17 protein-coding genes are annotated in these 22,278 nt (G+C 63.0%); 7 read left to right on the top strand and 10 right to left on the bottom strand.

All coding sequences use genetic code 11. The features are described 5' to 3' along the window. Positions 1–8: 8 nt before the first annotated feature. The gene (locus tag AK81_RS20975) at positions 9–488 is read right to left on the bottom strand and encodes a DUF1289 domain-containing protein (RefSeq protein WP_162491984.1); all 480 of its coding nucleotides are present in this window, start codon (positions 486–488) and stop codon (positions 9–11) included. A gap of 406 nt (positions 489–894) precedes the next feature. Here AK81_RS20975 and acnB point away from each other — a divergent pair, with 406 nt between their 5' ends. Further along, positions 895–3,504, top strand: a complete 2,610-nt coding sequence (gene acnB, locus AK81_RS20970; protein WP_043202101.1) for a bifunctional aconitate hydratase 2/2-methylisocitrate dehydratase — start codon at positions 895–897, stop codon at positions 3,502–3,504. A gap of 189 nt (positions 3,505–3,693) precedes the next feature. Here acnB and prpD read toward each other — a convergent pair whose 3' ends face one another. From prpD to AK81_RS20940, 6 genes are all read right to left on the bottom strand, one after another. Beyond that, the gene (prpD, locus tag AK81_RS20965) at positions 3,694–5,178 is read right to left on the bottom strand and encodes a 2-methylcitrate dehydratase (RefSeq protein WP_043202098.1); all 1,485 of its coding nucleotides are present in this window, start codon (positions 5,176–5,178) and stop codon (positions 3,694–3,696) included. Positions 5,179–5,339: 161 nt separating this feature from the next. Further along, a complete protein-coding gene (gene prpF, locus AK81_RS20960) occupies positions 5,340–6,530 on the bottom strand; it encodes a 2-methylaconitate cis-trans isomerase PrpF (protein ID WP_043202096.1) in 1,191 nt (396 codons plus the stop codon). Positions 6,531–6,676: 146 nt separating this feature from the next. Next, positions 6,677–9,265, bottom strand: a complete 2,589-nt coding sequence (acnD, locus tag AK81_RS20955; RefSeq protein ID WP_043202156.1) for a Fe/S-dependent 2-methylisocitrate dehydratase AcnD — start codon at positions 9,263–9,265, stop codon at positions 6,677–6,679. Positions 9,266–9,425: 160 nt separating this feature from the next. After that, entirely contained in the window at positions 9,426–10,553 is a 1,128-nt protein-coding gene (gene prpC / locus AK81_RS20950; protein ID WP_043202093.1) for a bifunctional 2-methylcitrate synthase/citrate synthase, read from the bottom strand. Positions 10,554–10,727: 174 nt separating this feature from the next. Further along, the gene (prpB, locus tag AK81_RS20945) at positions 10,728–11,618 is read right to left on the bottom strand and encodes a methylisocitrate lyase (RefSeq protein WP_016485912.1); all 891 of its coding nucleotides are present in this window, start codon (positions 11,616–11,618) and stop codon (positions 10,728–10,730) included. After that, positions 11,615–12,331 (bottom strand): GntR family transcriptional regulator, encoded by a 717-nt coding sequence (locus tag AK81_RS20940; RefSeq protein ID WP_043202092.1) that lies wholly within the window; start codon positions 12,329–12,331, stop codon positions 11,615–11,617. The genes prpB and AK81_RS20940 overlap by 4 nt, the downstream gene beginning before the upstream one ends. 307 nt (positions 12,332–12,638) lie before the next feature. Here AK81_RS20940 and AK81_RS20935 point away from each other — a divergent pair, with 307 nt between their 5' ends. The 5 genes from AK81_RS20935 to AK81_RS20915 all read left to right on the top strand — a co-directional run bounded on the left by AK81_RS20935 (position 12,639) and on the right by AK81_RS20915 (position 18,047). Further along, positions 12,639–13,175, top strand: a complete 537-nt coding sequence (locus AK81_RS20935; RefSeq protein ID WP_016500534.1) for an ATP-dependent zinc protease family protein — start codon at positions 12,639–12,641, stop codon at positions 13,173–13,175. 5 nt (positions 13,176–13,180) lie between these two features. After that, the gene (locus AK81_RS20930; RefSeq protein ID WP_043202090.1) at positions 13,181–14,716 is read left to right on the top strand and encodes an inactive transglutaminase family protein; all 1,536 of its coding nucleotides are present in this window, start codon (positions 13,181–13,183) and stop codon (positions 14,714–14,716) included. Next, the gene (locus AK81_RS20925; RefSeq protein ID WP_023048389.1) at positions 14,716–15,696 is read left to right on the top strand and encodes an alpha-L-glutamate ligase-like protein; all 981 of its coding nucleotides are present in this window, start codon (positions 14,716–14,718) and stop codon (positions 15,694–15,696) included. The genes AK81_RS20930 and AK81_RS20925 overlap by 1 nt, the downstream gene beginning before the upstream one ends. A gap of 193 nt (positions 15,697–15,889) precedes the next feature. Continuing rightward, positions 15,890–17,233 carry an aminodeoxychorismate synthase component I gene (gene pabB / locus AK81_RS20920; protein ID WP_043202086.1) on the top strand — a complete coding sequence of 448 codons (1,344 nt, stop codon included), beginning with the start codon at positions 15,890–15,892 and terminating at the stop codon, positions 17,231–17,233. A gap of 79 nt (positions 17,234–17,312) precedes the next feature. Beyond that, positions 17,313–18,047, top strand: a complete 735-nt coding sequence (locus AK81_RS20915) for a phosphoadenylyl-sulfate reductase (RefSeq protein ID WP_043202085.1) — start codon at positions 17,313–17,315, stop codon at positions 18,045–18,047. Positions 18,048–18,172: 125 nt separating this feature from the next. Here the strand turns inward: AK81_RS20915 and cysB are convergent, their stop codons facing one another. From cysB to AK81_RS20900, 3 genes are all read right to left on the bottom strand, one after another. Beyond that, a complete protein-coding gene (cysB, locus tag AK81_RS20910) occupies positions 18,173–19,147 on the bottom strand; it encodes an HTH-type transcriptional regulator CysB (protein ID WP_043202083.1) in 975 nt (324 codons plus the stop codon). 128 nt (positions 19,148–19,275) lie between these two features. After that, entirely contained in the window at positions 19,276–19,773 is a 498-nt protein-coding gene (locus tag AK81_RS20905) for a universal stress protein (RefSeq protein ID WP_016500539.1), read from the bottom strand. 137 nt (positions 19,774–19,910) lie between these two features. Continuing rightward, the gene (locus AK81_RS20900) at positions 19,911–20,858 is read right to left on the bottom strand and encodes a putative 2-dehydropantoate 2-reductase (RefSeq protein ID WP_043202080.1); all 948 of its coding nucleotides are present in this window, start codon (positions 20,856–20,858) and stop codon (positions 19,911–19,913) included. A gap of 233 nt (positions 20,859–21,091) precedes the next feature. On the opposite strand from AK81_RS20900, the gene AK81_RS20895 reads away from it, so the two are divergent. Continuing rightward, positions 21,092–22,168: a 3-deoxy-7-phosphoheptulonate synthase gene (locus tag AK81_RS20895; protein WP_016500541.1), complete on the top strand. Its 1,077-nt coding sequence runs from the start codon at positions 21,092–21,094 to the stop codon at positions 22,166–22,168. Positions 22,169–22,278: the final 110 nt, after the last annotated feature.

Below are 22,278 nucleotides of genomic sequence, written 5' to 3'. Positions count from 1 at the left end.
AAAAGGCTTCAACCTTGACCCGCCTGCAAGGCATCGCGCAGGAAGCTGGGGGCGATGTAGCGCTGGTAATGCGCTTCTGAAAGCAGGAAGAACTCGCGATCGATGGCATCGCGCAATTGTGGCAGTTCCCAGTCGCGGAACTCTGGCAGCAACACCATGCCGTAGGCCTCCAGGTCACGGATCATCCGCGCCCCGCGGGCAATCAGCTGGTACGCCCAGCAATACTCCGACTGCTGCTCGACAAAGCGGATGGAGCGCTGCTCCAGTTGCTGGCGCAGCAGGCTTTTGTCGAACACTTCCAGCTTGGCCATCATCACCTGCACCAGCAACTGCTCAAGGCGCAGCCACACCGCGCGCTTCTGCGCGTCGTCGTAGCCGTTCCAGTTGATCACTTCGTGGTGAAAACGCTTGCAGCCACGGCACACCGTGTCTCCGTACACCGTGGAGCACAGGCCGACGCAAGGGGTCTTGATGGACTTGTTGGACATGAAAAACAACAGTTTGGCGGAGGAACACGGACCCATGTTAGCCCTTTGTCTAACCAGGGTCACTCGTTAAAGTCATCTTCTGCGCCTTACTTTCGGGCTTTTTTTGCCGTAGAATCATCCGGCCTTTTCAAAGGCAACAATGTCCGTTGGAAGCTGTTTTCAAAGCGTCACGAGCACAGTTAATCCGGTAGAACGGCGTTGGCCCGGGCCATGCATCCCTCGCATGCCCGCGCCAGCCCTCATCAGCTCCCCGTTCTGCAGGCGTAAAACTTTGAAAGCAGCTTCTGTAAGGATTCTTTGCGACTCTGGCTGGGCGGCCCACAAAGCCGTGGCAGCGCATGGGTGCATTGAATGCTGGATAAGCGTCCCGGACCCCCTTTAGGGACCACTGATGAGGGAAATAACTGTGCTTGAAGCCTACCGCAAACACATCGAAGAGCGTGCCGCCCTGGGTATCGTGCCCCAGCCGCTGAACGCCGAACAAACTGCAGGCCTGGTCGAGCTGCTGAAAAACCCGCCGGCCGGCGAAGAAGCCTTCCTCGTAGACCTGATCACCAACCGCGTACCGCCAGGGGTCGACGAAGCTGCCTACGTCAAGGCTGCTTTCCTCTCTGCTGTTGCCAAGGGCGAAGCCAAGTCGCCGCTGATCGACCGCAAACACGCCACCGAGCTGCTGGGCACCATGCAGGGCGGCTACAACATCGAAACGCTGGTCACGCTGCTGGATGACGCCGAACTGGGCGCCGTCGCGGCCGAAAAGCTCAAGCACACCCTGCTGATGTTCGATGCCTTCCACGACGTGGCCGAAAAAGCCAAGGCCGGCAACACTCACGCCAAGGCTGTGCTGGACTCCTGGGCTGCCGGCGAGTGGTTCACCTCGCGTCCGGCCATCGCCGACAAATACACCCTGACCGTGTTCAAGGTGCCTGGCGAAACCAACACCGACGACCTGTCGCCTGCTCCGGATGCCTGGTCGCGCCCTGACATCCCGCTGCACGCCCTGGCGATGCTGAAAATGGCCCGCGACGGCATCGAGCCTTCGCAGCCAGGTTCGGTCGGCCCGCTGGCGCAGATCGAAGCCGTCAAGGCCAAGGGCTTCCCGGTTGCCTATGTAGGTGACGTGGTCGGTACCGGCTCCTCGCGTAAATCCGCTACCAACTCGGTACTGTGGTTCTTCGGCGACGACATTCCGTTTGTTCCGAACAAGCGCGCCGGTGGCTTCTGCTTCGGCACCAAGATCGCCCCGATCTTCTACAACACCATGGAAGACGCCGGCGCCCTGCCGATCGAGTTCGACTGCACCGACCTGGGCATGGGCGACGTCATCGACGTTTACCCTTACAAAGGTGAAGTGCGCCGTCACGGCAGCGACGAACTGGTCACCAACTTCGCGCTGAAAACCGAAGTACTGCTGGACGAAGTCCGCGCTGGCGGCCGTATCCCGCTGATCGTCGGCCGTGGCCTGACCGAAAAAGCCCGCGCCGAGCTGGGTCTGGGTGCTTCCGACCTGTTCAAGAAACCAGAGCAGCCTGCCGATTCCGGCAAGGGCTTCACCCTGGCGCAGAAAATGGTCGGCCGTGCCTGCGGCCTGGCAGAAGGCCAGGGCGTGCGCCCAGGTGCCTACTGCGAGCCGAAGATGACCACCGTCGGTTCCCAGGACACCACTGGCCCGATGACCCGCGACGAGCTGAAAGACCTGGCGTGCCTGGGCTTCTCTGCCGACCTGGTCATGCAGTCGTTCTGCCACACCGCGGCCTATCCCAAGCCGATCGACGTCACCACCCACCACACCCTGCCAGACTTCATCCGCACCCGTGGCGGCGTGTCGCTGCGCCCAGGCGACGGCATCATCCACAGCTGGCTGAACCGCATGCTGATGCCTGACACCGTCGGTACCGGTGGCGACTCGCACACCCGCTTCCCGATCGGCATCTCGTTCCCGGCCGGTTCCGGCCTGGTGGCCTTCGCTGCCGCCACCGGCGTCATGCCGCTGGACATGCCAGAATCGATCCTGGTGCGCTTCAAGGGCAAACTGCAACCCGGCATCACCCTGCGTGACCTGGTGCATGCCATCCCTTACTACGCCATCCAGAAGGGCCTGCTGACCGTCGAGAAGAAAGGCAAGAAAAACGCCTTCTCCGGCCGCATCCTGGAAATCGAAGGCCTGGACGAACTGACCGTCGAGCAAGCTTTCGAGCTGTCCGACGCCTCGGCCGAGCGTTCCGCTGCCGGTTGCACCATCAAGCTGCCAGAGAAGGCCATTGCCGAGTACCTGACGTCCAACATCACCCTGCTGCGCTGGATGATCGGCGAAGGCTACGGCGACCCACGTACCCTGGAGCGTCGTGCCCAGGCGATGGAAGCCTGGCTGGCCAACCCTGAGCTGCTGTCGGCTGACGCCGATGCCGAATACGCCGAAATCATCGAAATCGACCTGGCCGACGTCAAGGAGCCTGTGCTCTGCGCGCCGAACGACCCAGACGATGCCCGCCTGCTGTCTTCGGTACAGGGCGAGAAGATCGACGAAGTGTTCATCGGTTCGTGCATGACCAACATCGGTCACTTCCGCGCTGCCGGCAAGCTGCTGGACAAGGTCAAGGGCGGTATCCCGACCCGTCTGTGGCTGGCTCCGCCAACCAAGATGGATGCTCACCAGCTGACCGAAGAAGGCTACTACGGCATCTACGGCAAGGCCGGTGCGCGCATGGAAATGCCAGGCTGCTCGCTGTGCATGGGTAACCAGGCACGTGTGCAGACCGGTTCGACCGTGGTCTCCACCTCGACCCGTAACTTCCCGAACCGTCTGGGCGACGCTACCAACGTGTACCTGGCATCGGCCGAGCTGGCTGCTGTCGCTTCGATCATCGGCAAGCTGCCGACCGTCGAAGAGTACATGCAGTACGCGAAAGACATCGACAGCATGGCTGCCGACGTTTACCGCTACCTGAGCTTCGACCAGATCGCCGAGTTCCGCGAAGCGGCAGCCAACGCCAAGATCCCGGTGGTTCAGGCGTAAGCTGAGCGGCAAGTTGTAAGCTGCAAGCTACAAGAAAAAGCCCCGGCAGCGATGCCGGGGCTTTTTTGTTTCAGCCTGTACTGGCCCTATCGCCGGCAAGCCAGCTCCCACAGGTACCCCACCGTCCTCAAGACCTGTGGAGTACCTGTGGGAGCTGGCTTGCCGGCGATAGGGCCAGTACAGGCAACCTCAGATCACAAACAAATCCACGAACCGGTGCACCGCCATCCCTTCCAGCTTCTGCTGATCCTTGCACACTTCTACAATCTCACCACACCGCTGCCGGGCAAAACGCGTCGCCAGGTTGGCCCTGAACTTGTCCTCCAGCAACGGTATGCCCTCCCCTCGCCGCCGCCGGTGCCCGATCGGGTATTCCACCACTACTTGGTCAGTGCTGCTGCCATCCTTGAAAAACACCTGCAGCGCGTTGGCGATCGAGCGCTTGTCTGGCTCCAGGTACTCGCGGCTGAAGCGCAGGTCTTCCACCACCTCCATCTTCTCGCGCAGGCGATCGATGCTCGGGTGGTTGGCGTGGAAGGCGTCCTCATAATGCTCGGCCACCAAATGGCCGAAGATCAGCGGTACCGCCACCATGTATTGCAGGCAGTGGTCACGGTCGGCAGCATTGGCCAGCGGGCCGCTCTTGGAAATGATGCGGATCGCTGACTCCTGGGTGGTGATGACGATGCGGTCGATTTCATGCAGGCGGTTGCGCACCAGTGGGTGCAGGGTTACCGCCGCCTCACAGGCGGTCTGGGCGTGGAACTCGGCAGGGAAACTGACCTTGAACAGCACGTTTTCCATCACATAGCTGCCCAAGGCCTGAGGCAGACGCAGCTCGTACTGCCCGGCAGGTTTGAGCGCCAGGTCCTTGTTGGTATGACTGAACGATACGTCGTAGAACCCCCACTGCGGCGCCGTGAGCACGCCCGGCACGCCCATCTCACCGCGCAGGGCAATATCGGCCAGGCGCACGCCCCGGCTGGAAGCATCGCCAGCGGCCCACGACTTGCGAGAGCCGGCATTGGGCGCATGGCGGTAGGTGCGCAGGGCCTGGCCGTCGACGAACGCGTGGGACAAGGCCGAGAGCATCTGCTCGCGGTTGGCCCCCATCAGCCTGGCACACACGGCGGTCGAGGCCACCTTCACCAGAATCACGTGATCGAGGCCGACACGGTTGAACGAATTTTCCAGTGCCAGCACACCCTGGATCTCATGGGCCATGACCATGGCTTCAAGCACATCACGCATCAGCAGCGGCGCCTCACCCGCTGCGACGTGCTTCTGTGACAGGTGATCGGCAACGGCCAGGATGCCGCCAAGGTTGTCCGAAGGATGGGCCCATTCAGCGGCCAGCCAGGTGTCGTTGTAGTCCAGCCAGCGCACCGTGCAGCCGATGTCCCAGGCGGCCTTGACCGGGTCGAGGCGGTAGGCGGTGCCAGGGACGCGGGCACCATTTGGGACCAGCGTGCCTTCCACCTGAGGGCCGAGCAGTTTGGTGCATTCGGGGAAGCGCAGGGCCAGCAGGCCGCAGCCGAGGGTGTCCATCAGGCAGTTGCGCGCGGTGGCGAGGGCTTCGGCGGAATCGACCCGATAGCCGAGGGCGTAGTCGGCCAGGGTTTGCAGCACCCGGTCGTAGTCCGGGCGGTCATTGAGGTCTACGTTGGCGCTCATATCCAGCTCCTGTGAAAGGGGGCTGCTGTGCAGCCCTTCGCGGGCTTGCCCGCTCCCACAGGGATATCACAGCATTCAAACCCTGTGATTACCTGTGGGAGCGGGCAAGCCCGCGAAGGGCCGCAAAGCGGCCCCTCTTGAAGCCGAGCGCCGGTAGTGCTTTAGAAGCTGTCGCCAGGCACGCGAACCCAGCCCTCCATCAGCACGCGAGCACTGCGGCTCATGATTGCTTTGGTCACTGTCCATTCACCCTCCACCCGGCGCGCCTCGGCCCCGACCCGCAAGGTGCCCGAAGGGTGGCCAAAACGCACAGCGCTGCGCTCGCCCCCGCCAGCGGCGAGGTTGACCAGCGTGCCCGGAATGGCCGCTGCGGTGCCGATCGCCACCGCCGCGGTACCCATCATGGCATGGTGCAGCTTGCCCATCGACAGGGCCCGTACCAGCAGGTCGATATCGCCTGCCTGCACCGCCTTGCCACTGGACGCAGTGTAGGTGCTCGGTGGCGCAACGAACGCCACTTTTGGTGTGTGCTGACGCCCGGCAGCCTGGTCGACATTGTCGATCAAACCCATGCGCACGGCGCCATAAGCACGAATGGTCTCGAAACGCAGCAGCGCCTGCGGGTCGCCGTTGATGGCGTCCTGCAGTTCGGTGCCGGTGTAGCCGATGTCGGCAGCATTGACAAAAATGGTCGGGATACCGGCATTGATCAAGGTCGCCTTGAACGTGCCCACGCCCGGCACTTCCAGGTCTTCGACCAGCTTGCCGGTAGGGAACATGGCACCGCCGCCGCCGTCTTCATCGGCTGCCGGGTCGAGGAACTCCAGCTGCACCTCGGCCGCCGGGAAGGTCACCCCGTCCAGCTCGAAGTCGCCGGTTTCCTGCACCTCGCCTTCGGTGACCGGCACGTGGGCGATGATGGTCTTGCCGATGTTGGCCTGCCAGATGCGCACCGTGGCGATGCCGGTGCGCGGAATGCGCGCCGGGTCGACCAGGCCGCTGCTGATGGCGAACGAGCCGACCGCGGCGGACAGGTTGCCGCAGTTGCCGCTCCAGTCGACGAAGGCCTTGTCGATGCTGACCTGGCCGAACAGGTAATCGACATCGTGCCCGGGCTTGATGCTTGGCGACAGGATGACGGTCTTGCTGGTGCTGGACGTCGCACCGCCCATGCCGTCGATCTGCTTGCCGTAGGGGTCGGGGCTGCCGATTACCCGCAGCAGCAGTGCGTCACGGGCGGGACCGGGGACCTGGGCCGGCTCGGGCAGGTCTTGCAGGCGGAAGAACACGCCTTTGCTGGTGCCGCCACGGATGTAGGTGGCGGGGATTTTGATCTGGGGTACATGTGCCATTGTCTTGGGCATCCTGATAGTCCGGTGAAATACCCTGGGGCTGCTTTGCAGCCCTTTCGCGACACAAGGCCGCTCCCACAGGTACTGCGCCGCCCGTTGTGGGAGCGGCCTTGTGTCGCGATGGGCCGCAAAGCGGCCCCTTGCAATTACACGGTCGCTTCGAGGAAGTCCTGGGCGAAGCGCTGCAGCACCCCGCCCGCCTCGTAGATCGACACTTCCTCGGCGGTGTCCAGGCGGCAGGTCACCGGCACGTCCAGGCGCTCGCCATTGGCGCGGGTAACCACCAACGTCAGGGTCGCCCGTGGCGTACGTGCGCCCAGCACGTCATAGGTCTCGCTGCCATCCAGGCCCAAGGTCTTGCGGTCGGTGCCCGGCTTGAACTCCAGCGGCAGCACGCCCATGCCCACCAGGTTGGTGCGGTGAATGCGCTCGAAGCCTTCGGCAACAATCGCCTCGACACCCGCCAGGCGCACGCCCTTGGCCGCCCAGTCACGGGACGAACCCTGGCCGTAGTCGGCGCCGGCAACGATGATCAGCGGCTGTTTGCGCTGCATGTAGGTCTCGATCGCCTCCCACATGCGGGTGACCTTGCCTTCCGGCTCGATACGCGCCAGCGAGCCCTGCTTCACGCTGCCGTCTTCCTTGCGCACCATTTCGTTGAACAGCTTGGGGTTGGCGAAGGTGGCCCGCTGGGCGGTCAGGTGGTCACCGCGGTGGGTGGCGTAGGAGTTGAAGTCCTCTTCCGGCAAGCCCATTTTCGCCAGGTACTCACCGGCGGCGCTGTCGAGCATGATGGCGTTGGACGGCGACAGGTGATCGGTGGTGATGTTGTCCGGCAACACCGCCAGCGGGCGCATGCCGCGCAGGGAACGTTCACCGGCCAGCGCACCTTCCCAATACGGCGGGCGGCGGATGTAGGTGCTCATCGGGCGCCAGTCATACAGCGGCGCCACCTTCGGCCCGCGGTCTTCCTCGATGGCGAACATCGGGATGTACACCTTGCGGAACTGCTCTGGCTTGACCGCAGCACGCACCACGGCGTCGATCTCTTCATCGCTCGGCCAGATGTCCTTCAGGCGGATTTCCTTGCCATCGACCACGCCCAGCACATCCTTCTCGATGTCGAAGCGGATGGTACCGGCAATGGCATAGGCCACAACCAGCGGCGGCGATGCCAGGAAGGCCTGCTTGGCATAAGGGTGGATACGCCCGTCAAAGTTGCGGTTGCCCGACAGCACGGCGGTGGCGTACAGGTCACGGTCGATGATTTCTTGCTGGATCGCCGGGTCCAGTGCGCCGGACATCCCGTTGCAGGTGGTGCAGGCGAAGGCGACGATGCCAAAGCCGAGTTGCTCCAGCTCCTTCTCCAGCCCTGCCTCTTCCAGGTACAGCTTCACAGCCTTGGAACCCGGCGCCAGCGACGACTTGACCCACGGTTTGCGGGCCAGGCCCAGCCTGTTGGCATTACGCGCCATGAGCCCTGCGGCAATCACGTTGCGCGGGTTGCTGGTGTTGGTGCAGCTGGTGATGGCGGCGATGATCACCGCACCGTCGGGCATCTGCCCCGGCACTTCTTCCCAGCTGCCGGCGATGCCTTTGGCTGCCAGGTCGCTGGTAGCCACGCGGGCGTGCGGGTTGGACGGGCCCGCCATGTTGCGCACCACACTCGACAGGTCGAAGCTCAGGGTGCGCTCGTAGACGGCGCCGTCCAGGCTGTCGGCCCACAGGCCGGTCGCCTTGGCGTAGGTTTCCACCAGCTTGACCTGCTGCTCTTCACGGCCGGTCAGGCGCAGGTAGTCGATGGTCTGCTGGTCGATGGCGAACATCGCGGCGGTGGCGCCGTATTCCGGGGCCATGTTGGAAATGGTGGCACGGTCACCCAGGGTCAGCGCGCGGGCGCCCTCGCCGTGGAATTCCAGGTAGGCGCCGACGACTTTCTGTTTACGCAGGAACTCGGTCAGGGCCAGCACCAGGTCGGTGGCGGTGATGTTCGGTGCCAGCTTGCCGGTCAGCTCGACGCCGACAATTTCCGGCAGGCGCATCCACGAGGCGCGGCCGAGCATCACGTTTTCGGCTTCCAGGCCGCCCACGCCGATGGCGATCACGCCCAGGGCGTCCACGTGCGGGGTGTGGCTGTCGGTGCCGACGCAGGTGTCCGGGTAGGCCACCCCGCGGTCGCTGTGGATGACAGGCGACATCTTCTCCAGGTTGATCTGGTGCATGATGCCGTTGCCCGGCTGGATCACGTCGACGTTCTTGAACGCCTTCTTGGTCCAGTTGATGAAGTGGAAGCGGTCTTCGTTGCGGCGGTCTTCAATGGCGCGGTTCTTTTCGAAGGCCTGCGGGTCGAAGCCACCGCACTCCACTGCCAGCGAGTGGTCGACGATCAGTTGCACCGGCACCACCGGGTTGACGGCGGCCGGGTCGCCACCCTTGTCGGCGATGGCATCACGCAGGCCGGCGAGGTCGACCAGCGCGGTCTGGCCGAGGATGTCGTGGCACACCACGCGGGCCGGGAACCACGGGAAGTCGAGGTCGCGTTGGCGCTCGATCAGTTGGCCCAGCGAGGCGTCGAGGGTGGCCGGGTCGCAGCGGCGCACCAGGTTTTCGGCGAGCACGCGGGACGTGTAAGGCAGGCCGTCGTAGGCGCCGGGCTTGATCGCCTCGACCGCCGCACGGGCATCGAAGTAGTCCAGGTCGGTGCCTGGCAGGTTTTTGCGGTATGCAGTATTCATCATTCAGGCTCGGTCAAGGATTCGGAAAGCTACACCGCCCCCTTGTGGGAGCGGGCTTGCCCGCGAATGCGTCAGCAGGTGCTCCGCGGTTGCCCGGTCGCTCGCATTCGCGGGCAAGCCCGCTCCCACAGGGGAAACGGGTTGCCTCTCTCATTTCTATTCAGCGCTGCTCGATCGGCACGAACTGACGCTGCTCGACGCCAACATACTCGGCGCTCGGGCGGATGATGCGGTTGTTGGCGCGCTGTTCGAAGACATGCGCCGCCCAGCCGGTCAGGCGCGAGCAGACAAAGATCGGGGTAAACAGCTTGGTCGGGATGCCCATGAAGTGGTACGCCGAGGCATGGTAGAAGTCGGCGTTGGGGAACAGGCGCTTCTGCTCCCACATGGTCTTGTCGATGGCTTCGGACACCGGGTACAGCACCTTGTCGCCCACTTCGTCGGCCAGTTGCTTCGACCAGCCCTTGATCACCTCGTTGCGCGGGTCGGACTCTTTGTAGATGGCATGGCCAAAGCCCATGATCTTGTCCTTGCGCTCCAGCATGCGCAGCAGCTCGGCAGTGGCCTCCTGCGGGCTCTGGAAGCGCTCGATCAGCTCCATCGCCGCCTCGTTGGCACCGCCGTGCAGCGGGCCGCGCAGCGAGCCGATGGCGGCAGTGACGCAGGAGTACAGGTCGGACAAGGTCGAGGCGCAGACGCGGGCAGTGAACGTCGAGGCGTTGAACTCGTGCTCGGCGTACAGAATCAGCGACACGTTCATCACCTTGACGTGCAGCTCGCTTGGCTTCTTGCCGTGCAGCAGGTGCAGGAAGTGGCCGCCGAGCGTGTCTTCGTCACTGGTGCAGTCAATGCGCACACCATGGTGGGTGAAGCGGTACCAGTAGCACATCACCGCCGGGAACAGCGCCAGCAGGCGGTCGGTCTTGTCGTGCTGGGCCTCGAAGGTGAGCTCGGGCTCCAGGGTGCCCAGTACCGAGCAACCGGTACGCATCACGTCCATCGGGTGGGCGTCACGCGGGATACGCTCCAGCACTTCCTTCAACGCTTGTGGCAGGTCACGCAGGCCCTTGAGCTTGCGCTTGTAGTGAGCCAGTTCGGCCTGGGTTGGCAGCTCGCCGTACAGCAGCAGATAAGCGACTTCTTCGAATTCGGCACCTGCTGCCAGGTCGCGCACGTCGTAACCCCGGTAGGTCAGCCCGGCACCGGCCTGGCCCACGGTCGACAGTGCGGTCTGGCCGGCCACCTGGCCACGCAGGCCTGCGCCACTGAGTACTTTCGCTTCGGCCATGGTGTTTCTCCTTTCTTGAATTTGTTATGGATATCTTGCTGGCTAATTCGGTTCGTCTGTCCCGGCCTCTTCGCGGGTAAACCCGCTCCCACAGGTAAAACACAAGTTTCAAAAGCTGTGCTGTACCTGTGGGAGCGGGTTTACCCGCGAAGAGGCCGGCACAGGCAGCATCACTTACCCTTTTTTCTGGGCAAACAGCGCGTCGAGGCTCTGCTCGAAGGCGTGGTAACCAATGGCATCGTAGAGCTCCATGCGGGTCTGCATGGTGTCGATCACGTTTTTCTGGGTGCCGTCGCGGCGCAGCGCGGTGTACACGTTCTCGGCCGCCTTGTTCATGGCGCGGAATGCTGACAGCGGGTACAGCACCAACGACACGTCGACCGAGGCCAGCTCTTCGGTGGTGTACAACGGCGTGGCGCCGAATTCGGTGATGTTGGCCAGAATCGGTGCCTTCACCCGATCAGCGAACGTCTTGTACATCTGCAGTTCGGTGATGGCTTCCGGGAAGATCATGTCGGCGCCAGCCTCGATGCACGCCTCGGCGCGATCAAGGGCAGCATTCAGGCCTTCGACGGCCAGGGCATCGGTACGCGCCATGATCACGAAGCTGTCGTCGCTACGGGCATCGACAGCGGCCTTGATGCGGTCGACCATTTCCTGCTGGCTGACGATTTCCTTGTTCGGCCGGTGGCCACAGCGCTTGGCACCAACCTGGTCCTCGATATGGATGGCGGCAGCGCCGAACTTGCTCATCGAGCGCACAGTACGGGCGACGTTGAAGGCCGACGCACCGAAGCCGGTGTCGACATCCACCAGCAACGGCACGTCACACACGTCGGTAATGCGGCGCACATCGGTGAGCACGTCGTCCAGGCCGGTGATGCCCAGGTCCGGCAAGCCCAGCGAGCCTGCCGCCACGCCGCCACCGGACAGGTAGATGGCCTTGAAGCCGGCGCGCTTGGCCAGCAGGGCATGGTTGGCGTTGATGGCGCCAACCACCTGCAGGGGGTGTTCGGCAGCAACGGCGTCGCGGAAACGCTGACCGGGGGTGCTCTTCACAGTCATTTCTCACCTCGTGGGCTGTTGTTGTGGGCGTCCAGATAGTGACGCTCGATATTGCGCTTGGACGCGCCGATGTGGCGGCGCATCAGGAGTTCGGCCAGCTCGCCGTCACGGTCGGCGATGGCATCGAGGATGCGGTGGTGTTCGGCAAAGGCCTGCCGTGGCCGATTGGGCGTGGCAGAGAACTGGATGCGGTACATGCGCACCAGTTGGTACAGTTCGCCGCACAGCATCTTGACCAGGGTCTGGTTGCCGCTGCCCTGGATGATCCGGTAATGGAAGTCGTAGTCGCCTTCCTGCTGGTAGTAGCCTACGCCGGCCTGGAATGCGGCATCGCGCTCATGGGTATCGAGCACCCGGCGCAGTTCGTCGATCTCGCCCTGGCTCATGCGCTCGGCTGCCAGGCGGCAGGCCATGCCTTCCAAAGACTCGCGAATTTCGTACAGCTCGATCAGCTCGGCGTGGCTCAGCGACACCACGCGCGCGCCCACATGCGGTACGCGCACCAGCAAGCGCTGGCCTTCCAGGCGGTGGATGGCCTCGCGCAACGGCCCGCGGCTGATACCGTAGGTGCGCGCCAGCTCCGGCTCGGAAATCTTGCTGCCGGGGGCAATCTCGCCCTTGACGATGGCCGCCTGAATGCGCCGGAAGACGTTTTCAGACAAGGTTTCCGTTTCGTCTGTCAGCACCGGGCTGGGGGTGGAAAGGTCCTGCATATTGTCGACACCTTGAAAGACTCTTCGCCAGAAATTAGCTAAATCAAGCGCATGAGTCAAAGACAAAATGAATATTGTCGACAATCGTCTAATAACGAACTAACCCCGGCCCGGCGCTGTCAGATCGCGCACCGCTGGCGTCAAGACGTCGGCGTGATAGAATGCCGCGCCTCCGATGGGGTATGGATAGCCTGTCTGTCATACATTCATGCTTGTTGACAGATATAAAGAGGAAGCTTGCGCAGTAGTTGCCAGTCGCCTTGACCAGAACCTTGCCTAGAACCTTGCACTGCACCGCGCCAGGATTATGAGACTTACACCCGTTTTATTGCTGCTATGCCTCACCCTGCTGCCGGCCCTTGGTCAGGCTGCGGGCAAGACCGTCTATGGTCTCAACGAATATGCGCGGCTGGGCGACCTGGACCTGGAAGTGGCCGCCAAGCTCGACACCGGTGCCAAGACCGCCTCGCTCAGTGCCCGCGATATCAAGCGGTTCAAGCGCAACGGCGAAAGCTGGGTACGCTTCTACCTGGCCATCGATGCTGCCCACTCGCACCCGATCGAGCGCCCGCTGGCACGCGTAAGCAAGATCAAGCGCCGGGCCGGCGACTATGATGCCGAATCGGGCAAGGCCTACACGGCACGCCCGGTCATCGAACTTGAAATCTGCATGGGCCAGGCCATGCGCACCATCGAAGTCAACCTCACCGACCGCAGCGCCTTCCAGTTCCCGCTGCTGATCGGTTCCGAGGCACTCAAGCACTTCGACGCGCTGGTCGACCCAAGCCTTAAATATGCGGCCGGCAAACCTGCCTGTGCCACCGACGCTCACAAAGCAGAGTAATTCCGATGCGCTCTCTTACCCTCCATCTGAAAGTCCTGATCACCGTACTGGTGCTACTGGGTGTGGCGGTCACGGCTTACCAGATCTTCTTCCTCGGCATCCCGGTGACCGAGGATGAAACCGACGACCTGTGGAACATCGACGCCAAGGTCGAGTTTGTGGCCAGCACCAAGGACCCGGTCAAGGTGCAGATGTTCGTGCCACCGCTGAACCGCGACTACGTCAGCCTCAACGAGAGCTTCATCTCCAACAACTACGGGGTGAGCGTCAACCGTGCCGACGGTAACCGCAAGGTCACCTGGTCGGCCCGCCGCGCCAGCGGCAATCAGACCCTCTACTACCGCCTGGTGCTGACCAAGCGCTACAGCAACGAAAAGACCACGGTCAAAGGCCCGACCTTCCGTGACAGCCTGGCGATCGAAGGCCCCGAGAAGATCGCCGCAGAAGCCCTGATGGCGCCGATTCGCCAGCACTCTGCCGACGTCGAGACCTTCGTCAGCGAGACCATCAAGCGGGTCAACAACCTGAACGACGACAACGTCAAGCTGCTGCTGGCCGGCGACACCTCGCCGATGAAGAAGGCCCAGATCATCGACCTGCTGCTGTCGATCGCCCACGTGCCGATGGAAAAGGTGCACACCATCCGCCTGGTGGCCGACACCCCGCAAACCCCGGAACTGTGGCTGCGCAGCTTCAACGGTAACGACTGGCTGTACTTCAACCCGGACACCGGCGAGCAAGGCCTGCCCAGCGACCGCCTGTTGTGGTGGACCGGTGACGACAACCTGATCACCGTCGATGGCGGCAAGAAGGCCAACGTCACCTTCAGCATGAACAACAGCGAGATGAACGCCATCCGCCTGGCCAAGCTGACCGACGAGAACACCGACGCCGACTTCCTCGAGTACTCGCTGTACAGCCTGCCGCTGCAGACCCAGCAAACCTTCATGATCATGGTGATGATCCCGATCGGCGTGCTGGTGATCCTGGTGCTGCGCAACCTGATCGGCCTGCAGACGCTGGGTACCTTCACCCCGGTGCTGATCGCCCTGGCCTTCCGCGAGACCCAACTGGGCTTCGGCATCGTGCTGTTCACGGTGATTACCGCGCTTGGCCTGTCGTTACGCTCGTACCTGGAACACCTCAAGCTGCAAATGCTGCCACGCCTGTCGGTGGTGCTGACCTTCGTCGTGGTGCTGATTGCCGCCATCAGCCTGTTCAGCCACAAGCTGGGCCTTGAGCGCGGCCTGTCGGTGGCACTGTTCCCGATGGTGATCCTGACCATGACCATCGAGCGCCTGTCGATCACCTGGGAAGAGCGTGGCGGCGGCCATGCCATGAAAGTGGCCATCGGCACCCTGTTTGCCGCCTCCGTGGCGCACTTGCTGATGATGGTGCCGGAGCTGGTGTACTTCGTGTTCACGTTCCCGGCCGTACTGCTGATCCTGGTGGGCTTCATGCTGGCGATGGGCCGCTACCGTGGCTACCGCCTGACCGAACTTGTGCGCTTCAAGGCATTCCTGAAGAAGGCTGACGCCTGATGTTTGGCCTGATCAAGACGTGGAAAGCCCTGGAGGCCCGGGGCATCATGGGTATCAACCGGCGCAACGCGGACTACGTGTTGAAGTACAACAAGCGCAGCCTGTACCCGATCGTCGACGACAAGATCATAACCAAGGAGCGCGCCCTGGCGGCCGGTATCCATGTGCCGGAAATGTACGGCATCATCGAAACCGAGAAAGAAATCGAGAAGCTCGACCAGATCATCGGCGGGCGCAGCGATTTCGTCATCAAGCCGGCGCAAGGCGCCGGCGGTGACGGCATCCTGGTAATCGCCGACCGCTTCGAGGACCGCTACCGCACGGTGTCGGGCAAGATCATCAGCCATGAGGAAATCGAGCACCAGATTTCCAGCATCCTCACTGGCCTTTACTCGCTGGGTGGCCACCGCGACCGCGCGCTGATCGAGTACCGGGTCACCCCCGACCAGATCTTCAAGAGCATCAGCTACGAAGGCGTGCCGGACATCCGCATCATCGTGCTGATGGGGTACCCGGTAATGGCCATGCTGCGCCTGCCGACCCGCCAGTCCGGCGGCAAGGCCAACCTGCACCAGGGCGCCATCGGCGTGGGCGTTGACCTGGCCACCGGCGTGACCTTGCGCGGTACCTGGCTGAACAACATCATCAGCAAGCACCCAGACACCACCAACGCGGTGGACGGCGTGCAGTTGCCGAACTGGGACGGCTTCATGAAGCTGGCCGCCGGTTGCTATGAACTGTGCGGGCTGGGCTACATCGGCGTGGACATGGTGCTGGACCAGGAGAAAGGCCCGCTGATTCTGGAGCTCAACGCCCGCCCGGGCCTGAACATCCAGATTGCCAACGACTGCGGCCTGACCCAGCGCACCCACGCCATTGAGGCGCATATCGAAGCGCTGGCCAAGGATGGCATTACCGAGGATGCCGAACAGCGGGTTCGGGTAGCCCAAGGCTTGTTCGGGCACGTGCCTAACCGCTGAATTGCCGGGGCTGCATTGCAGCCCTTTCGCAGCACAAGGCTGCTCCTACACCAAGGGCTGCGCTTGCCCTGTAGGAGCAGCCTTGTGTTGCGAATGGGCCAAACACACTGTTGAATGTCGCGCCCAGTGCTAGGCGCTTTTCCTACACAGGTCTACAATCGCCCTCCTCGCTTTTACATCGCCGTCCACACTGATGCCGACCTGTACGCTTTACCCCCTGCCCTACCAGCCCGACCCTGCCGCCTATTTCGCCCGCCTGCGCCAGGCCCCCGGCGCGATCCTGCTCGACAGCGCCCGCCCCGGCGCCGAACGCGGCCGCTTCGACCTGCTCAGCGCCTGGCCGCTGCAACAGCTGCAAGCGCACCCCGATGAAGAAGGCCGCACCTTCCTCCAGCGCCTGCGCGCAGGCCTGGCGCAACTGGGCCAGGCGCAACTGCCCGAAGGCAGCGAGCTACCCTTTGCCGGCGGCCTGATCGGCTACCTGAGCTACGACTTCGGCCGCCGCCTGGAACACCTGCCAAGCCTGGCTGTGGACGACCTCGGCCTGCCCGACGCGCAACTGGGCCTGTATGCCTGGGCACTGGTCAGCGACCACCTGCACGGCACCAGCCAACTGGTGTTTCACCCAAGCCTGGCAGGCAGTGAACGCGAACGCCTGATCACGCTTTTCGAAGGCGCCAGCAGCACTGCAAGCGGCGACTTCCAGCTGCTCGCGCCGATGGCCGGCGACCTGCAGCCCGAACAGTACCGGGCGGCCTTCGACCAGGTACAGCGCTATATCCAGGCCGGCGACTGCTACCAGATCAACCTTACCCAACGCTTCCGCGCGCCGTGCCAGGGCGACCCCTGGCGCGCCTATCAAGCCCTGCGCCAAGCTTGCCCGACGCCGTTTTCCGGCTACCAGCAACTGGCCGATGGCAGCGCCTTGCTCAGCTTCTCGCCTGAGCGCTTCATTCGCGTCAGCCAGGGCGAGGTGGAAACCCGGCCAATCAAGGGCACTCGCCCGCGCGCCAGCGACCCGATTGAAGACCAGCGCAATGCCGAGGAGCTGCTGCACAGCCCCAAGGACCGCTCGGAAAACCTGATGATCGTCGACCTGCTGCGCAACGACCTGGGGCGTACCTGCAAGATCGGCTCGGTGAAGGTACCGGAGCTGTTCAGCCTGGAGAGCTACCCCAACGTCCACCACCTGGTCAGCAGCATCACCGGCCAGCTGGCCAGCGACAAGGATGCCCTGGACCTGATCGGCGACAGCTTCCCCGGCGGCTCGATCACCGGGGCGCCGAAGATTCGCGCCATGCAGATCATCGACGAGCTGGAGCCGGCACGCCGGGCCCTGTACTGCGGCTCGCTGCTGTATGTGGATGTGCGCGGTGAAATGGACAGCTCGATTGCCATTCGCAGCCTGCTGGTCAAGGACGGCCAGGTCAGTTGCTGGGGCGGCGGTGCGGTGGTGGCCGACTCCGAATGGCAGGCCGAATATGAAGAGTCGATCGCCAAAGTGCGGGTGTTGATGCAGACCTTGCAGGCCTTGTGAGTCCGTCTAGCCCGCGTTTTTTTGTTACCATCACCTTACTACGAGCGCACAGCGCCACAGCCAAGATGGAAACCGCCTGATGAGCCAACCCTTCGACGTCGCCGCCCTGGCCGCGACCTACGCCAACAAGTCCCCGCAGGACATTCTCAAGCTCGCCTTCGAGCATTTTGGTGATGACCTGTGGATCTCCTTCAGCGGCGCCGAGGACGTGGTGCTGGTCGACATGGCCTGGAAGCTGAACAAGCAGGTCAAGGTGTTCAGCCTCGACACCGGCCGCCTGCACCCGGAGACCTACCGGTTCATCGACCAGGTGCGCGAGCAGTACAACCTGCCGATTGAACTCCTCAGCCCCGACCGCGCCAAGCTCGACCCGTTCGTCAAGGAAAAGGGCCTGTTCAGCTTCTACAAGGACGGCCACGGCGAGTGCTGCGGCATTCGCAAGATCGAGCCACTGCGCCGCAAGCTGGCCACCGTGAGCGCCTGGGCCACCGGCCAGCGCCGCGACCAGAGCCCGGGCACCCGCAGCCAGGTGGCGGCACTGGAAATCGACAGCGCCTTCTCGACGCCCGAGCGCACCCTGTACAAGTTCAACCCGCTGGCGCAGATGAGCAGTGCGGAAGTATGGGGTTATATCCGCATGCTTGAGCTGCCATTCAACAGCCTGCATGAGCGCGGTTTCATCAGTATCGGCTGTGAGCCATGCACCCGGCCGGTGTTGCCGAACCAGCATGAGCGTGAAGGGCGTTGGTGGTGGGAAGAGTCGACACAGAAGGAATGCGGGTTGCACGCGGGCAACCTGATCAGCAAGGCTTGAGATAGCCGGGGCTGCCTTGCAGCCCTTTCGCGACACAAGGCCGCTCCTACAGGAGATCGCATGATCTCTGTGGGAGCGGCCTTGTGTCGCGAAAGGGCCGCAAAGCGGCCCCCTGCAATTGCGGATCAGTGCACCGGCAGTTCAACGCCTGCGAACAGATCTTCAAGCTCTTGCTTGTTATGGCACTGGATGGCCTTGGCCATTACTTCGCGGGTCAGGTGCGGGGCGAACTTCTCGATGAAGTCGCACATGAAGCCACGCAGGAAGGTGCCACGGCGGAAGCCGATCTTGGTAATGCTGGCTTCGAACAGCTCGCTGGCATCCAGGGCCACCAGGTCATTGTCGAGTTTGGCGTCCACGGCCATACCCGCGACGATACCCACGCCCAGCCCCAGGCGCACATAGGTCTTGATCACGTCGGCGTCTGCTGCGGTGAACACCACTTTTGGCGTGAGGCCACGGTGGTTGAAGGCTTCGTCCAGTTTCGAGCGCCCGGTAAAACCGAACACATAGGTAACGATCGGGTATTCGGCAACCGCTTCCAGGGTCAGTTTCGGCAGCTTGGCCAGCGGGTGACCTTGCGGCACCACCACGCAACGGTTCCACTTGTAGCACGGCATCATGATCAGGTCGCCGAACAGCTCCAGCGCCTCCGTGGCGATGGCGAAGTCGACCGTACCGTCCGCAGCCATCTCGGCAATCTGCATGGGCGAACCCTGGTGCATATGCAGGGACACTTCCGGGTACTGCTTGATGAAACTGCTGATCACCGGTGGCAAGGCATAGCGCGCCTGGGTGTGGGTGGTGGCAATGGACAGCGTGCCCTTCTTCTCGTTGGAGAACTCCTGGGCAATCTGCTTGATGCTTTCGACCTTGCGCAGGATTTCGCCGGCGGTATTGATGATGCGCTCACCGGCCGGGGTGACACGGGTCAGGTGCTTGCCGCTGCGAGCAAAGACTTCAACACCCAGTTCGTCTTCGAGCAGGCGGATCTGCTTGCTGATACCTGGCTGGGAGGTATACAGGCTCTGCGCCGTCGCGGAGACGTTGAGGTCATGGTGCGCCACTTCCCAGATGTAGCGCAGTTGTTGAAGCTTCATAGGTTTCCCTCGGTTCAGCGATGAGTCCGCGGCAGCAGGCAGCGACGATATATAACTATATTAGTGGTTCTGGAAATAAATCTAGAACTATTTTGTTACGTGCCCCCGGAAATAGCAGACGCCCCTCTTCATGTTTTCCTACGCCCCAGGTGCTGCGCCAAAGGCACCATGTACACCGGTACCGGCGACAGTTGCAGCAGTCGCACTGCCGTGCGCCCCAAGGGCACATCCACGCCGGCGCCGGCGCTGTGGCTGCCGAAAATCAACAGGTCGACGCTCAGCCGCTGCGCCTGGTCAAGGATCACCTGCGCCGGGTCGCCCTGGCGTACCCGCACCGCCTTGATCACCGCAAGGTCGGCCTCCTCGCCCAGCTCATCGCGAAAGTTCTCCAGTACGCGCTGCTCGATGTTGGCCATCACCGCGTTCACCCCCTGGCTATGCAACTGGTCGAGCGTCTGCTCATCGAGGTAGCTTTGCAGGAGGGATTCGGCGAACTGGCCCATGGGCTCCACGGCGTGAATCACATACAACTCGGCATTGAACGTGCGCGCCAAGGCCAGCGCGTGCTGCATCACAAAAGGGGCATAGACACCGAGGTCGGTGGCGTACAGCATGGAGCGGATCATTCGACCTCCTCGACTGCCGCATCGGCAGAGCAAGCTTCAGCTTAGCAGCGGGCCGAACGCACGCTTGGCCGTCCGGCGCGCTGCCGGCGTGGCCTGTAGGCCCGCGCAAAAACGCAACGCCGAAGCCAAAGCCGCCGTCAGCAGGGCCGATCGCTGGTGTCGAGGAAACTCAGTGCCTGGTACAGCGTTTCCATGCGCGGCAAGCTGCAGCCTGCCGCACGCGCACGCGCCAGCGGCTCTGCATAGATAGCCTGCAGCTCTAGCGGGCGCACGAGGGCATAGTCGTGAAACATGCTTGGCCAGTAGTCGGGCATGCGCTCGGTCATCTGGAACAGGTGCTCGGCGTACCCGTCCGGCAACACATGCCCGCAGGCGGCAGCGCCTTGCATCACCTCTTTCATCAAGGCCTGGATCAGTTCACGGCTGTGGCTGCTTGCCATCAGCCCGGCGGTGCCTTCGCCCAGCAATACCGACAGGCCGTTGTACGGCACGTTCCACACCAGTTTCTGCCAGCGCGCCAGGTCCAGGTTCGGCATGGCCTGCGAATCGATGCCCGCCGCCTGGAACAACCCTGCACCTTCACTGACCACTGCAGCACCACCATCACTGGCCGACCCACTGTGATAGCCCAGGTTGACCGCCCCCAGTGCCTGGTGACGAATCACACCCGGCGCGTGGCGATTGACGCAGATGAAGCACAGGCCGCCGAGCAGGTGCATGTCGCGGCGCAAGGCCGGACGCAACTGCTCCTCCACACCCAGGCCGTTTTGCAGCAGTACAACCTTGGCGCCGGGTGCAGCGGCCTGCACGATCAGAGGCGCCAGCTGGTCATTGCTGGTGGCCTTGGCGCCGACCAGCAACCAGTCGCAAGGCGGCATGTCGGCGGCACTGGCATAGGCCTGCACCTTCATCTGCAACGTACCGTGTACCGCACTGTCCAGCGCCAACCCCTGCTCGCGTACGACCTGGTACTCGCTGCGCAGCAGAAAATGCACGTCGAAACCGGCCCGGGCCAGCATCAACCCATAGAAGCCACCGATAGCCCCGCTGCCAATGATGCCGATGCGTGGTGTGCGCGGATACATGCCGATCTCCAGGTCAATGTCAGCTCTCTTTTTACACAGCTTGCACACTGTCAGCTAGCCCATGCACGCCCACGCGCCACAGCAGCAGGGAAAACAGCATGCTGACGGGACTTGCGCCCATTGTCGCGCCACCCGTAACGCGCTAAGGTTCGGCTCCCCGCTGCGATTATTCTTGCTGCTGGGCCGCACGGGGATAGTTGGCGGCCGGCACCCGTGACCTGACGAGTAACACGATGGCTGATTTACCGATCGATGACTTGAACGTTGCCTCCAACGAGACCCTGATCACCCCCGATCAGCTCAAGAAGGAAATCCCTCTCAGCGCCAAGGCCCTGCAGACCGTGACTGCCGGCCGTGAAGTGGTGCGCAATATTCTCGACGGCAAGGACCATCGCCTGTTCGTCGTGGTCGGCCCTTGCTCCATCCACGATATCAAGGCCGCCCACGAATACGCCGAGCGCCTGAAGGTGCTGGCCGCAGAAGTGTCCGATACGCTGTACCTGGTCATGCGTGTGTACTTCGAAAAGCCGCGCACCACCGTCGGCTGGAAAGGCCTGATCAACGACCCGTACCTGGATGACTCGTTCAAGATCCAGGATGGCCTGCACATTGGCCGCCAGCTGCTGCTGGACCTGGCTGAAATGGGCCTGCCAACCGCTACCGAAGCGCTTGACCCGATTTCCCCGCAATACTTGCAGGACCTGATCAGCTGGTCGGCCATCGGCGCCCGCACCACCGAATCCCAGACCCACCGTGAAATGGCCTCGGGCCTGTCCTCGGCGGTCGGCTTCAAGAACGGCACCGACGGCGGCCTGACCGTTGCCATCAACGCCCTGCAGTCGGTGTCCAAGCCACACCGCTTCCTCGGTATCAACCAGGAAGGCGGCGTGTCGATCGTCACCACCAAGGGCAACCCGTACGGCCACGTGGTACTTCGCGGCGGCAACGGCAAGCCGAACTACGACTCGGTCAGCGTCGCCCTGTGCGAGCAGGACCTGGCCAAGGCCAAGATCAAGGCCAACATCATGGTCGATTGCAGCCACGCCAACTCCAACAAGGACCCGGCCCTGCAACCGCTGGTCATGGAGAACGTTGCCAACCAGATCCTCGAAGGCAACCAGTCGATCATTGGCCTGATGGTGGAAAGCCACCTGAACTGGGGCTGCCAGTCGATTCCGAAAGACCTGAACGAATTGCAGTACGGCGTCTCGGTCACCGACTCGTGCATCGACTGGGCCGCGACCGAGAAGACCTTGCGCAGCATGCATGCCAAGTTGAAGGATGTGCTGCCGCAGCGTAAGCGCGGCTGATTGATATAAAAAAGCGGGGCCGCTTCGCGCCCCATCGCGACGCAAGGCCGCTCCTACAGTGATATGCGATCTCCTGTAGGAGCGGCCTTGCGTCGCGATGGGGCGCGAAG

The organism is Pseudomonas putida W15Oct28, assembly GCF_000708715.2.
In the GTDB taxonomy this organism is placed as follows: domain Bacteria; phylum Pseudomonadota; class Gammaproteobacteria; order Pseudomonadales; family Pseudomonadaceae; genus Aquipseudomonas; species Aquipseudomonas putida_R.
Note: the sequence above shows the minus strand (reverse complement) of the source record. Positions and strands in the feature narration are given on the sequence as shown.